This window comes from Microcoleus sp. AT8-A3 (genome assembly GCF_036705675.1).
Taxonomy (GTDB): Bacteria; Cyanobacteriota; Cyanobacteriia; order Cyanobacteriales; family Microcoleaceae; genus Microcoleus.
On sequence record NZ_JAUBVD010000064.1, the window covers coordinates 1 to 14,313 of the forward strand.

Consider the following 14,313-nt stretch of genomic DNA (forward strand, 5'->3'; position numbering starts at 1 on the left):
TTAATGAACCCTAAACATTTAAGAAATTGGTTTGCTAATTGCTGCTACTGTACCTCATAACAGCGGGAACCGCTGTATCGAAGCTCAGGAAATTGCACAATTCGGAGAACGTGAAACCCACTTGAGAGTCCGCTAGACTTAGCATTAAAGCCTAAGAATATCCTGGGTAACAAAGCTAAATTGTCAGGCTTAAATGTTAAAATAGAAACAAAAATAATGGCAAAATCATGGCTACCGCTAGTGTAGAAAAAATAGTAAGTTAGAGGTGACACCATGCACTTTAGGTTTAGATTGCGCTCAAATGGGTTTAGATGAATGCGGAGAGTGCATCAATGAAGAAAGTTGCCACCACTACACAGAAGCTTGGAATTTGTACGAGATAGTGCTACTCAAAGGATTACCATGAGCGGTGTATATATGCTGGCCTGGCAGAGATGCGAATACCGAATGGAGGAATGAGCAATGGGGATTTAAGCACCTCAATAACTGCGATTGGTTACACTACACAGCATCATTGAATACCTTTGCCCAGTGGCAACACGCCTATTACAAACTTAGCTCTAGAAAGAACACCAAGTACGTTCGCAGTGACTTATTTGATGAGTTTGAAGCGTTGAGAACGCAGGTAGATACGGAGTACGGGAAACGCCAAGAAAGCAGCGCTCTCATCCTATTTGAATAACAGAACACATAAAAATGACCAGAAACCTTCACACATTCCTCAGAACGGCTTGCTTCGTGAAATGCCGTCACCCTTCCCATCACGGACGATGATACACATTAAAGCATCATAAACTTGAGGGCATCATTCAAGTTTGGTTCAACTATTTTGAGCTGTTGGATGAGGCAGAAAAAGTTTTGAGAACAGAAGGGCTTGAACTAAAGATAACTTTGGCTTATCAATCTAACGGCTGTTTTCTTTCGCTCGATTGTTAGATAGCTACTACACTCTTTGATTAATGGAGTCATAAAATATGCAGATTTTCTCCGAAGAGAAAGTACAATCCCATGTCTCATTCCAATCGGATGGTATCGCGCTATGAGTATCCCTACTGCTATCACGACAATGTGTATAGCTTCAAAAAAATGATTTATCCAATCAACCCGTTTGATGATGGGGTATGGATTGAAGCTAATCGGGTTCCGCCTGAAGTGTTCGTGCAGTCTATTAAAGTAGAGTTGATTCTGAGAGATGCGAAAAATCCTTGGCTGAATGCCATCAAAAATGATTCATCAGAAATGATGGTTCGTGTTGATGCCCAATGGATTCAAACATTTAAAACACCCCGATATCTGGGAGGTAACTCAAATGAAATAACAACAAAATAAAGAGCAATTCGTTGGTGAGAATTGACTGAAACAACGGTAGATATTGAATACACGAAAGGGCAAAAAACCAGCGTTTCCATGCCCTTTTACTTGAACAAGGAGGAATCATGTTAGGAACACACTTCATCGAATTACCCGTAGCGATGCCACCCATGTTACCGGGGATGGTGGGAGTCAACAACACTCAATACTTTGCTCTTTATTACCAAGGAAGCAAAGCCACATGGAGTAATGGCAGAGCAATGGCTACATTTAGCTACTACGCCGTGTATGCGCCACTGATAGAACACATAACTCTAGCAATTCACTTAGAGCCTTACAACTTAGGTTCCGATGATGAGTTACCAGAACACGCTATTTTATGCGACTGCGTTCGCAATAAGATGTATGTAGGTGCGTACAAAGAAATCGATTACTTCTTGTTACAGCAGCATTCCGATGAGTTACCCACCTTCTCACAACAAGAGTTTGAAGCAGCCATAAAAGCGTTGGAAGATATGAGCTTCGAGCAGATGCAGAAGTTAGGAATGTTCGAGATGTTCGGCAATACGAATCCACAAGCGCGCCAACAAACCGTAGAGTTAGTGCATTGGCTAGACCAACAAGTCACCGAGGAATTGATACATCGCTACATAGAATTGGCTAAGCGGGGCAATTACACAGCGATGATGGCAATAGAAACTCTCAAACGTAGAATTGCGGAAGCTAGGAAGCAACAACAGGAATTAGAGAAAAATTAAATTATCTATGCCGAGGAAGTATCAATATTACAGCCTCGGCATGGGTATAAAAAACACTGATAGTGTAGCGAACGCGGAGTTAGCCCATGAAACGCTCAACTTGGAGAGATGCTGCCATCCATAGCATTGCCAACGCTCTTTTAGAGTACGAAGCTCAATGCTTACTCCTGGGAGAATCAATAGAAGGGAAACTAGCTAAAAAATGGGTATCAAAAGAGCGCTATCCCTTTGGATTTAGAGAATACACACCGTACAGGATATGGCTGCAAGAAGTTGCCAAGATTCCCTATTTCATTAGCACGGGATGACCTGCTGCATCTTATCCGGGGTGGCGTAACGGACTCTCAAGGCGCAACCGAAGATGCAATGCAGTCAGCGACGGACAGCTCAGCTTATCCTAAGCAATAGTCTCGCTTACTGCATTGCTTCGCTCGCCAGACGCAGCAGATCGCTAATCTTGTCCTACCGCTACATCACAACCTTTGTGTTTTCTACGTTTACGGCGTTTGCACCTACCGCGGCGGGGATTGCAGATAGGGCAGAGCAAGCGGTTGTTGTGGAGCTTCTTTAATTCCCGTTCCCGACTCCACCCCCCGCGCCAAGTCCTCACCAACACCAACTCCCGCCCTTGTTCCACCGCCGATGCAGGTGATTCGCGCTCCCACTTTGGATTTGTGTTCCCTCAACCGAGCGCCGATGAGCAACGTATTTTTATAAATCCTGGGGATCTCAGCCAACTTGATTCTGAAAGAATAGTTGAACTGCTCCAAAACTTTCTAAATCTACCTAAATCTTGAGTAAAGTCTGAGATGGAAAACAGCTTTTCTAGATACCCCTCCTTGAGGCTGTGAGCTATCCACCACCCATGCTGGGGAACTTGCGTTGGCCAGGTAATGATGGATAGCAGTACAAGAATAAAGTTGTAAGTTTTAATGTTAGGGGTGAGGAAGTTCACAGCTTGAGTGGCTGCGGCCGCCATCTCTCAATCACGAGGAAAAGGGGATGGATCGGGCAACTTTAAGGCAAATGGCGATGGCTACGCTTTCACAAGTTGGCATCCAATTTGATGAAGCTAACGTAAAGGCGGAGATTGACGATAACTGGTTTCTTGGTAGCATTGAGCCAACCAATCAACTTTACTTTGTGCATTTGCTAGTTGACGGACAAGGGCGGGAAGAACCGGGGCGACATGGTTGGGTAGAGTTCAATTGGAAAGGAGAGGTGCTCCCGTTGGGCTCTGGAGGAACAGGATGAATATGGTAACCAAGAAATTGCCAGCAGCAATGATGGGATTGAGTACGATCGCATGAATCCCCCTATCCGTAAGCCCATGCCCATTCGCTATCCACCACTCTTACCCCCTGCCAGCCGCACACCATAAGGGCGGTAGTTAGTGCATATCGCCCTGCCCCAGCGAGTCTCCATCAGCCACCATTTCTGAGAGAAATGTCAGGGGATTGCTCATATCAGCAGCGAAACCAAGGATGGCGCGATCTCGATGCTCGTAAATTAAATCTCCCTGAGCATTAAACAAGAAAGTTGCGCCTCGTTGAGTGAGATAAGCAGCATTTGGAACATAGGTTTTCCAATGACTCAGCACTTCTGTCATATTCCGCAGCCGCATAGTTGCCAATTCAAATGGACGCTGGAAACCCTTACCACCTGCCCACCGGAAAGTAGAGCCTCTGAGAGTTGGAAGAGGAAAAGCCTGGATAATTTCATCATCACCAATTAATTGAGGTGCTCTGGCGTCGCCTCGATATCCTCTCCATACTTCTGCCAGAGTGCCAGGGCTACCAATCCCGGAACACATGAACAATAGATTGAGGTAAGCATTCATAGCAGCCGATAAACCGGGTAGTTTTAACGATAAACCTGGATACAGGTCAAGTTGTTGGTGCAGTTGACCAGCGGGATCTACAAACAAACAGTCGGCAGGAAATCCTGTATAACCACAGAATCGCTGACCCGATGAGAGTGAGCCAATTCCCACAGCTCGGATTGCTATCCCTTGTGCTTCAAGCCGTTGAGCGTCCCGCCGCAACCACCAAGCATATTCAAGGCTGTCAAAATCTCCCAATTGTGGCAAAAGCAGCACCAATTGCCTCATAGAGGATTCGCAACCGCTCAAGATCGGTAAAACGGCTCCATCGCTCACCCGTTGGCGTTCGGTTTGGCTCAAGAGGGTATGGATATTCATCGGCTAATTATCTATTGAGGAATTGGGAAAGTAGAAAATCATCAGTTTTTGAACAGATGCTTTACTCACATCAAATCGGGCGGCTGCTTTCCGAATTGATGTATCACCTGATTGAGAGGCTTTAACTCTTTTTTCACGAAATTCGAGCGAATCAGGGCAGCACCGGTGGAATTTGCCATAGCTGAACAGACACCTCCATTCTCTAACGACCCAGTGCCACCTGCTTGAGAATGGCGAGTAAGGTGTTATGCAAAAACAAGAAGTAATAGATACCGAAAGCAGCCAAGCCCCCTAAAAGCATTCCTGGATCTCGCAGAAGCTTGGCTATACCAATGAAAGCACCAAGGAAAATTGACACAACGATAGCGGTTTGAGGGTCGAACATGAGGAAAAAGACTCCTTTCTCTGAATGTGTTGCAATCCAGCATAGGTGGGAAGCCCAAGCGTCAGAGGCAATGCGATCCAGATTTGAAGTTTTATTAAGCTTTGCGGTAAATGCCGCCTGCCTTATGCGTGCAAAGCAATTCCCCTTTGTGCCACGCCCAGCCGTGCAAATTACCGCTAGCTGACACTCCTAAACGAGCGTGCTTCCCACAGCGATTTGTTGTAGGCAACCAATTGCTTTCTGAGCAATGGGTCATTTTTTGCCTCCATTTGGCACGTCCACAGAACCATCCCAATCCAAGAAAAACCCACTTTGTGCCAAACTAAGTTTGTTTTTAATCTCTGCTCTTCTGCCTTCTTAAGTTGTGGGTAAGTGCCATCCAACTTGGCTTGCTTCAGAAGTTGAGTGTACTGCTTACCTACTTGCCTCCACTTTTTCATCGGAACCTCATAGTAGGGTTCCAGGCATACAGAGAAAGAACCATCCACATCTTCTTTTAAAGTTTCTGCAAATAAATCATAGGCTGATTGAAATGGATATTGTCTCAGGCTACCTTGGTGAAAAAATTTGTACGAAGAATGGGCGGATGCCAGGGGGAAATGCTCCACAGAAATCGTGTTTTGAAGTTCGGTGTGGAGTCTTTTGACATATTTTTCGGCAACTTCGCAAAGCTCCCACCGGGCTTTGTACTCATTAACGCAGCAGCTCATTAACTCCGCTTTTCGTTGAGAAATCTCTTGCCGTTTTACAGCTTCCTCAACTGGGTAATAGTCCTTAACAAGCCACTTTGATTTCCAGCACTCAGCCAAAAGAATCTGGGTTTGTCTTGCTTTGTGCCATTCCTCTATCTGAGCTGGTGTCTTAGCTTGCTGTAGGAGGCGATCGCTGGGTAAGCTAGCTATAAGTTGGGCAATTTGCTCATCTATTTCAGGGATTTTTTGATTCATTAGGTAATTCGGGATGAAGTGGAGGACTTCGGACGGCACAGACTAGGGGGGGATTGCGGGCGAGCGAGGAGACAGCGATGGCTCCGCCCCGGATGGAGCCTACGCATTCGGGGAGTTGGGGCCTGGCGTGTTGGGGTTTTGGTTTGGGTTTAGTTTCTCGCGGGGGTGTTGGTGGCGATCGCACTCGCGTCAAGACACGGTTGCTTTACCCGCATCAAGGATACCTCGCAAAAACTGGACTAATTCAGCAAAGCTATCGGGGTTATTTTCAAGCAACCATTCTGTAAGCATTACTGAGTGTTTGATTTTCCTAAACTCGACCCGCGCTTCCGAGAAATTGGCAAATAGTGCATCTAGAAGTTTTGCTGCATCAATATTTTTGTCAACCCATTGGGAATCGGATAGATCCTCTTCAGTAGAAGTTTTTGAAAAATAATTCTTATTTAATTTATTGCTTTTGAGCCATTCTCCAATTTCTTCCCCGGTAAGAGATTGTTTTTGCTCATTATCTTCTTGATTGAGTACGAATGCTATGGCATCTGGATGCAGCAGAAAATTTTCATACATCCGCCTTTTGATGAATTTAATCGGATGCGGCTTCCTTCTCTCTAAATCCTCAATATCCGACTCCGACAAACATTCTTTATCGAAGACAAAACCTACAGCAGGAGGGTACAAATTATTCCCACCGCTGATGCGCTTATATAAGTCAAACATAACATCAGCAAAGTGAGCTTTCTTTCCCAATAAATCCCCCGTGTTTTTGATGCTGACAATTTTGGTTCCTGTCAAGAGTTTTGGAACTAGCTCGGACAATATGAGCGGAAAGCACTGCTCCTCGGTGGGCCCTTCCACCCAGAGAATGCTGTCGGCACCAAAAACATCAGACAAACTCACCCCCTGTTCAGCTAAAAGAGAGCGCTGTTCCCTAATATCTCGCGCATTCATCGTTGATGCTTGGGTTTCGCCATCCTCATATCGAAGCTTCACGATAGTTGAGGGATTGGCAGCAGCAATAATCTCAGCCGAATGAGTGGTAATAAAATACTGGTGTTGCGGAAACTCTTTGAGGATTTCTATCAGCTTCTTAGCCGCCCCTGGATGTAAATAAGATTGGGGCTCGTCAATTACGATGGGTCTGGGCTGCGGCGAGGTCACTACCGCGTAAAGGATTGCCAACACCTGACCAATACCAGTCCCGCAGTCCGACAAAGAAAATGCCAAGTCTTCTCTCTCACTTTCGACAGATTTTGTGGGCCAAATTAATATTTCAAGGTTCGGCCCATGACGGATCTGCTTCTCCAGAATTCGAGCTGAAACCAATCCGAACTGTGGAAACATGGTAGAGACGTACTGATTGAAACGCTCGTACAGCTTTTTTTTAATAATTCGTGACTGCAATAAATGGATAACTTCGGCCAAGTTTGAAGCGTTTGAATTGAGCTCTTCATTGTCTCCGACAGAGCATTGTCCAACGAACCGCTGGGCTTGAAGTTGAGAAACCCAGCTTCTGAATTTGTGAAAAAGTGTTACGAAAAAATCTTCTCCTCTATAGCTAGAGTCTGTTTGATTAGTTTCTGGATCGAATGTAAAACGACCGCTTTCGTCTTTTTTGATAAAATTTTTGTTTCGGTGCCTTGAAAATCCGAGCGGCATTTGGTTGGGTTGATAGTACGTTAATTCAATAGCCGGATCTAAATCTTTTATTGAAATGTCCTTCCGCTCTACTGAACTTCCGGTCGATTTAGGAACAGTTAACTCTACATCGTTGGGATTGTCCATCCAATTTAGAAATAAAGTAAGCAGTTCGGCTGCAGGTAAATACGAATTGCTAGCACAAGATAATTCTACATAGTGGTTAGCTGGCAAATCATCGAAGAGGCGATGGATTTCTGCTTTTGTGAAGATTAAAGTTAATTTAGCGGTAGATTCTCGGATCGGCGTTGAATTGGGTTGCGGAAGCGTTGCGATACTGCGGTGCGGGCTTGTCTCAAAGCTCAGGCTCAGAGCTTCCAGCACCGCTGTTTTTCCTGAATTGTTGGCTCCCACAATAATATTGATGCCGGGTTGGAATTCTAATACCCCAGAATCCCGGAAGGATTTGTAATTAAGTAGCTGGAAACGGGAGATGTACATAACTGTGTTTCGGGGCAAACTTTAATCAATAAGCTAGCGTAGTTGTAGGAGCGATCGCACTTTTGCTCAGTTAATCCCATCTGGCAAGTACAAGTCATCACCCGGAAGTCGCCGCTCGATAACTTCTTGCCGGTTCTCCAACATAACCGAATCAACGAATTTACCAAACCGCACATTGTACTCTCTTTCAGTGCGCTTGTGGCTGAATGCTGCGTCAGCCCGCCGTTCGATGGATTCTGCCATGCTGGCTTGAACCAAAGCTTGAGCTTTCACGTTGCATGAAGGTTGCTTCATTGAGCCAGTATGCCGTAGCTAATGCAATGGGAATAGGCTTGATTAATTGAGCGTTACCTTCCACTGGAATGCTTTGGGCTTGTGTAAAATTGTATCTGCCAAAAGGCAAAGCTAAAGCCGATTTCCCAGCGAGAAACTTAGTTAATGCGCTGCCCTTTTTGTCCACCGCACCCATAACCCCAATCGCATCAACCTTGTAGCCGCCGTCGGGTAGCTGATAAACATGAAGCCCAATTGCACCTAGAAGGATGGTGGCGGAAATAGCTTTAACTGTCATTTGTTACTTGATATTAGTAGTTCTAAGTGCAAGGAAAGTGTAGAAACCGCATTGAGTAGTTCTTTAATAGAAGTGAGGAATCTGAATCTCACTCTCTTTCTTCTACCCGAAAACCAATGGGTTTTTTGGGTTCGGTCGGATACTGACGAGGTAACTTCATCAAGAGAATGCTAATTTGATTGACGTGCTGGATTAACTCCACGGGTTGCCCCTCTTGAGTGCGACCGATAAAAGATATCAGAGAAGGATCGCAGTACCTCATGTCTTCGAGAGAAAACACGACTGTTTGACCAAAATTAACGAGCCTAACCCCAACTTCATGCTCGTTATCCAACAAAGAAGTCAAAATCAATAATCAAATTAGCTAGGTGTTCGTAAAACTGGCTGGCATAATTAGCCTGGGATAATGCTACCAATTTTTGAACTTCTTGTTGAGAACTCTGTGTGTTAGAAAGCGCCATCTATTTCCTCTACTGTCACCACAACTATAAGTCAACCTGTACTGTGATGTTGACTAATCAATCAATTATATCTGTGGTGAAAAAATTAGTTTGCGGACTACCGAACCCAGAAAGTACGGTTTGCAGCACTGTTTTGGCAAGCGCGTCGGGAAAGGAATAGGCGGTATTGGGGGAAAGAATGCACCACCACTTTGAAGGGGTAAACTGCGTTATCGCAAGATTCCTCGCTCATTCGCTGTCGTCCCAATCAAGTTGCCAGGGATAATCAAAGAGCTTCAACAAAACTTGTTCCAGGTAATTCAGGCCCAATTGCCACGCTTGATATTTGGCACTGTCAGAAATACGGCTTGCCTTCTTGCGCTCTTTGCTTCTGGGATGAACTATGGCGTTTCGCAATTCGGTAATTGCCTGCGGCCCATCAACCCAGTTGTATTCCTTTGACTGCTGAACCAAATCAGTCCAACGGTGGTGTATTGACGAGTCAATCCCCAGTTGCGAGAGCAACAATCTAATTTGATCGGCAGCGGGAATTTTTTCAAATCCATGCGCGCTGATGCTCCTCTTTTCTTCTACCAAAAACACCCACGCTAACCTTTCCAAAGCTGTTTGCTCCAAAACAATTGAACCATTTATGCCACCCGCTTTCTTGTTGCTTTCTAAATACCAGTGAATTGACTCTTGCACTAGCTCGCGCCAATTATCATTTTGCCAGCGGCGCATAAACCCTGGGAATATATCAACCACTTCTGTAGAATCAATGTCAAACCAGATACAGCCATTTTGCCAAGGGTCTGCTTCGACCAGAGTGGGCCACTCTTCCCAGACCTGCTTTCCTGCTTCATCATAACCGGTCAAAAATATGGGAGCGACTCTTATTCCTCGTGCGAAAGAAAGATATTCTGAAAAGGCTTCTAAGAGGGAGCGGGCTTCATCCAGGCTATACAGGCTTTTGTCAGTTCGTTCCAATTTGCACACATGGGTGAAGGCATAACCTCCTTGTTCTTCAAGCAGTTCTTTTGTCTCTGGTGCGTTGTTCATTGTTACCAGCACTATCCGCCACAGATCGGTTTTGTAAACAAACTGCCCGAACCAAGTGTCTAAATCCCAATCCCATCCGGGGTCGTCTTCCCGTTGAGAACAAGCATGGGCGGTAAAAAAGGGAATATTAGTTAAATGAAAGAGCAAGGATTTTATTTTTACTTTCGTGCCAACAATAACTGGCTCATTAAAAAATCCAGCAATCTCAATTCGGCTGCGAGTTCCGTTACTTGTAATTTTTGAAGGGTAGGGTTTTGTTATGACTCCTATTTCTCTCAGATTGAGAGTTACTTGCCCAGATTCTAAGTCTGTTTGATTTGCATAAATAAATTCAAATTTGGTATGTGGGGCGGGAAACCATGCAAACTTTACAGTTGCTTCTCCCTCAATAACATTACTTTCTTGAACAATTGTTGCAGCACCTTCATACAATAGTATCGGCTCATTAGGTTGGTGTTCTTCGTAAAGCTTTGGATTCTGTAAATAGTTGCTTGATAACATATATTTGTTTCCTGAGTAATTTATGTAGTGTACCATGCTACAATAGATTTTTGGTTTTTAAATTACGGTGTAACGGTTAATGCCTGTACTTGGGGGCGATGGCTACGCCTTCTACGCACTTATCTAACCATCAAGGTAAGCACTGACCTTGTTTCCACTTTTTTGGGGCGATGGCTACGCCTTCTACGCACTTATCTAACCCGCTGCTCTCTCAATTTTGACTCACATCATCTTCCATCCCGATCGCCGAGCGCATCCAACTCAAAATCACGCTCGCACTTTGGGTTTCATCTCGTACAAACCCTGCAGCACGACCTTGACATTGGGAAACGCGAAATAATTACTTAGTTTGCCGATGCAATGGGGGCGCAGGTTGCGTGCATATAAAGTGTAGCGACCGCACTCTTCGAGATTGGGGGCATGGGGGGCGTGTTGGGTTTGGTTCGGTTTCTCCAAAAATTGGCGTATTAGTGGCGATCGGCAACAAGTTTGGTAATAGATTGGTCATGGTGACAATAGAGCTTGCTAAGCCTGACACTCCGCTTATTTCCGAATATGTTAACCGTGGATAAAAACTTGAAAACTTTGTCGGTTTTCCTACCGATTCTAGCACTGGGCATGGTTGTCACACCTGCACGCGCAGGCCGAATTGAGGGAGCATCTGTTTCCTGTTGGTTGCTTCGCCGAGACCTGATAGAACTTAAGCTTTCCCTGCATCTATGAGTCAGTTTCTTGGGCTGGAGGCGGAGGAAGGACTTTGCGCTGGGAAGATGGCAGGCAAACAAAAATGACGTGGGGATTACAAGGGCGCGGAGAAAAACCTTGTGCCGAGGATAGCACGAGCATAGATGGTGTCTGCGGTGTGGTATATTTCCGCCATCCCACCACCTTACAACGGATTTCTGAAGAAGAGAGCTACAAGCGCGCCATAAACCGCCAACTGGCCGTGACCTGTGTCCAAGTACAAGATAAATCAATCTGCTGGCTATTTAGATGAAATTAATAACAAAGAGAGGTGTGAGTGTTAAAATTACCTTCGCAGAAGTACCAAAAATAGAGGAAATCTCAATAGCAGCTTTCATTCTTATTGTCGGGCAGCAACTAATAATAAATGTTGTAAATAGAGGAAATCTCAATAGCAGCTTTCATTCTTATTGTCGGGCAGCAACTAATAATAAATGCTGTACCTGTTTCAACCTTGCTTGCTCCTATTTATTTTTAGAGATGCTTTTTTCCCGGATGTTTTTTGAGGGCGATCGTACAAGCTGAAAACATCGACCTCAACCTCACTCAGCACTTTGGCTTCCATCCCGTACAAATCATTCAGCACAGCCTTAACATCAGGAAACGCAAAATACTCCGTCAGCTTGCCAATGCGGTAATTAAAGGGTTGATATCGGTGTTTGAAGTACAGTTCCACATTCCCCCGGTGTTCCCACAATCCTAGCAAATTGACAACCACATCCGAGTAATGCGCTCTGACATCCCGCTGCACTTCGGCGATGCGTTCGGAGATCGATCGAGTTGTTACCCCAATTTTATAGAAGATGTTGCCGCTCGCTTTGACCTCAAGGAAGTAGAGCGAGTTCACCAGAATCCGACGAAGCTGTGCTCGATAAATTAGCCAATCAGCTCTCCGTTCTTCTAAACAAGATAACCTCGCAGATAAAGCAATCTCTACAGAGCCTTCCAATGAAGCCAGCTCCGATAGCAGCAGCGGTTCTTGGACTTTGTTGAACAGTCCCAGGGGAAGCGCGCCGACGGGGATTTTACCCAAGTCGGTAAACTGATAAGAGCGAGATCCCTCTGATTCCAACAATCCTTTCAATTGCCATCGAAAGTTTACCAAGTCTTTGGGAATGCCGTAATTTTGTGCGCCGTATTCTTTCCACAGCACTTTTAGTTGCTCCAATTCCTCACCCTTAAGCTGGATGTTAGAGTCGATAAGGGCATTGCTACCCCTATCTCTCCTTCAGAACGGAACGTGAAACTTTCGCTTCATTCCGCTCCTCAATAATTCCATCCTTGTTATGGATACGATTTAAAACGGTTTATCGTCATGGTTCTTGTGGAGGGAACCATCTGATGCCGTCTTTGTGTCGTGACAATGCTTGTGTAGAATTTGAAGGTTATCATAGGTATCTTTTCCACCTAATGATGTTGGTTTAATGTGGTCAAGTTCTACAATATCTATACTCGTAAAGTACAAATCACAGTGAGGACAAATACCCTTTTGCTGCTTGATTAGTTTTGACACCCTGGTAGGTGTTTCTGGGTATTCTCCTCTTCGCTTACTCCAATAAATCCAGTCTCCATTGTACGGAGTAAAATTACCCTTGACTTTGACGTGCCTTACAATTGGCGTGTCTGAGTGTCGGTTTAATTCTAGTCCATCTTCGGTTCTGAAACACCAATTTCGGTTGCCTACTGTTCGCCAGTATTTGTCCTTGTTGATGTTACCTTTCCCCCTGCTTCTTGCCCAGGCTCTTAATTTCTGATAGGTTAGCATATCTACCTTTGAGAAGGTTGCCTTGCTAACTTGTGCGGAATAATAGTTTGACCAACCCCTAATGATTGGGTTCAGCTTGCTAATTAAAGCAGCTTGTGGGGCGGTTTTATGGGAATCTATTACCTCGGCTATCTTGGCTAGGTGGGCTTTGACTTTCGGTTTGGAGGGGGTGATTAGTGTGTTAAATCCTAGCTTGGTTCCGTGTCCGTTTTTGGCACATCTGTAGTTACCTACTTTGTACTGTTGAACATGGAACCCTAGAAACTCAAACCCAACATTTCCATTTATTTCGTTGAGGGTGTGGGTTAGTCTTGTCTTACTTGGTTTTAACTCCAGTCCTATGTCACTTAACCAATGTGCAATTATCTTTTGACAGGTTTGTACTACTTCTAAATCTTCGTGCATTATCACGAAATCGTCGGCGTATCGGATTAAACTAAGGGATTTACGGTTTTTCACCTTATCCCCTCTTTTTGCTTTTAGTGTTTCCGCATATTGCTTAACCCGTTCCTCCATACCATGTAAGGCAATATTAGCCAACAGTGGCGATATGATACCTCCCTGTGGTGTACCCTCATTAGTATTGGAGAAATTGCCGTTTATCATCACTCCTGCCTTGAGCCATGCTTTCAGTTGCCGCCTCAGAGTAGGGTATGTTTTTACCTTGTCTAAAAGTGCTTTATGGTCTATGCGGTCGAAGCAGTTGGCAATATCAGCGTCTAGCACATATTTGGTTTTCTGTCTGATATTGTTGTATATTGCTCCTATCGCATCGTGACAAGAACGCCCTGGTCTAAAGCCGTATGAGTTAGGCTCAAATTTTGCCTCCCATTCAGGCTCTAACGCTATTTTTACAAGCGCTTGCAATGCACGGTCGTCTATTGTGGGTATTCCTAATGATCGTTTTTCATTACTTCCGGGTTTAGGTATCATTACCCTTCTAGTGGGTTTTGCCTTTCCAGTAAGTTTCAAACGACTAACTAAGGTTGTACGTTGCTTTGAGGTCAATGTTTTCACACCATCCACACCAGCCGTATTTTTACCTTGATTGTCTTGTGTTACCCGACGTACCGCGAGACATTTTGCTGACCAAGACCTAATTAAAGTCTTTTGAAGTTTGCGAACTGCTTTAGCATCGCCACGTTCACTCGCTTGATAGATTCTCTTTTGCAACTTAAAAGTTACCCTTTCTAGCTGGCGCCAGTTAAGGTCTTTCCATTCCACCGTCTGATTATTCAGCGTTTTAGACATATTCATTGCTACTAAAAACTCCATCTTTGGAATTACCGTGTATCTGTCAGCATATCTCTACCATTACGGTAAAGCCTTCGCTTCTGATACAATCCCGCCCCTTTAAATCATTCATTAGCTACTTACTGGATTTCGACCTCTCCAGAGATTTAAAAGGATTACTTCGTTCCGATTACACACTCTTGAATCTTTAGCGTGATACTATCCACCGGGTTTCTGGGTAATGCTTATAGGTCGATTCAACA

15 protein-coding genes are annotated in these 14,313 nt (G+C 44.6%); 5 read left to right on the plus strand and 10 right to left on the minus strand.

All coding sequences use genetic code 11. The features are described 5' to 3' along the window. Positions 1-265: 265 nt before the first annotated feature. The 5 genes from QUB51_RS25625 (at position 266) to QUB51_RS25645 (ending at position 3,323) form a co-directional block, all read left to right on the plus strand. Entirely contained in the window at positions 266-406 is a 141-nt protein-coding gene (locus QUB51_RS25625; protein WP_333058067.1) for a hypothetical protein, read from the plus strand. Positions 407-1,008: 602 nt separating this feature from the next. After that, positions 1,009-1,329 (plus strand): hypothetical protein, encoded by a 321-nt coding sequence (locus QUB51_RS25630; protein ID WP_333058066.1) that lies wholly within the window; start codon positions 1,009-1,011, stop codon positions 1,327-1,329. 107 nt (positions 1,330-1,436) lie between these two features. After that, positions 1,437-2,069 carry a hypothetical protein gene (locus QUB51_RS25635; protein WP_333058065.1) on the plus strand — a complete coding sequence of 211 codons (633 nt, stop codon included), beginning with the start codon at positions 1,437-1,439 and terminating at the stop codon, positions 2,067-2,069. Between the two features lie 86 nt (positions 2,070-2,155). Next, entirely contained in the window at positions 2,156-2,377 is a 222-nt protein-coding gene (locus QUB51_RS25640) for a hypothetical protein (RefSeq protein ID WP_333058064.1), read from the plus strand. A gap of 694 nt (positions 2,378-3,071) precedes the next feature. Next, a complete protein-coding gene (locus tag QUB51_RS25645) occupies positions 3,072-3,323 on the plus strand; it encodes a hypothetical protein (protein ID WP_333058062.1) in 252 nt (83 codons plus the stop codon). 136 nt (positions 3,324-3,459) lie between these two features. Here QUB51_RS25645 and QUB51_RS25650 read toward each other — a convergent pair whose 3' ends face one another. From QUB51_RS25650 to ltrA, 10 genes are all read right to left on the minus strand, one after another. Further along, complete coding sequence (locus tag QUB51_RS25650) at positions 3,460-4,269, minus strand: peroxiredoxin-like family protein (protein ID WP_333058061.1); 810 nt, start codon at positions 4,267-4,269, stop codon at positions 3,460-3,462. A gap of 561 nt (positions 4,270-4,830) precedes the next feature. Beyond that, positions 4,831-5,601: a hypothetical protein gene (locus tag QUB51_RS25655; RefSeq protein ID WP_333212075.1), complete on the minus strand. Its 771-nt coding sequence runs from the start codon at positions 5,599-5,601 to the stop codon at positions 4,831-4,833. A 189-nt stretch (positions 5,602-5,790) separates the two neighbouring features. Then, positions 5,791-7,737, minus strand: a complete 1,947-nt coding sequence (locus QUB51_RS25660) for an AAA family ATPase (RefSeq protein WP_333058059.1) — start codon at positions 7,735-7,737, stop codon at positions 5,791-5,793. A 66-nt stretch (positions 7,738-7,803) separates the two neighbouring features. Further along, the gene (locus QUB51_RS25665) at positions 7,804-7,980 is read right to left on the minus strand and encodes a hypothetical protein (RefSeq protein ID WP_333212073.1); all 177 of its coding nucleotides are present in this window, start codon (positions 7,978-7,980) and stop codon (positions 7,804-7,806) included. Next, complete coding sequence (locus QUB51_RS25670) at positions 7,952-8,308, minus strand: hypothetical protein (RefSeq protein ID WP_333212071.1); 357 nt, start codon at positions 8,306-8,308, stop codon at positions 7,952-7,954. Before QUB51_RS25670 ends, QUB51_RS25665 begins: the two co-directional genes overlap by 29 nt. 88 nt (positions 8,309-8,396) lie before the next feature. After that, positions 8,397-8,654, minus strand: coding sequence for a DUF6173 family protein (locus QUB51_RS25675; protein WP_333058057.1), 258 nt, complete (start codon positions 8,652-8,654; stop codon positions 8,397-8,399). Next, positions 8,635-8,769, minus strand: coding sequence for a hypothetical protein (locus QUB51_RS25680; RefSeq protein WP_333058056.1), 135 nt, complete (start codon positions 8,767-8,769; stop codon positions 8,635-8,637). The genes QUB51_RS25675 and QUB51_RS25680 overlap by 20 nt, the downstream gene beginning before the upstream one ends. A 228-nt stretch (positions 8,770-8,997) precedes the next feature. After that, positions 8,998-10,308, minus strand: a complete 1,311-nt coding sequence (locus QUB51_RS25685) for a hypothetical protein (RefSeq protein WP_333058055.1) — start codon at positions 10,306-10,308, stop codon at positions 8,998-9,000. A gap of 1,192 nt (positions 10,309-11,500) precedes the next feature. Continuing rightward, entirely contained in the window at positions 11,501-12,205 is a 705-nt protein-coding gene (locus tag QUB51_RS25690; protein ID WP_333212068.1) for a GIY-YIG nuclease family protein, read from the minus strand. Between the two features lie 144 nt (positions 12,206-12,349). After that, complete coding sequence (gene ltrA, locus QUB51_RS25695; protein WP_333058051.1) at positions 12,350-14,092, minus strand: group II intron reverse transcriptase/maturase; 1,743 nt, start codon at positions 14,090-14,092, stop codon at positions 12,350-12,352. Between the last annotated feature and the right edge of the window lie 221 nt (positions 14,093-14,313).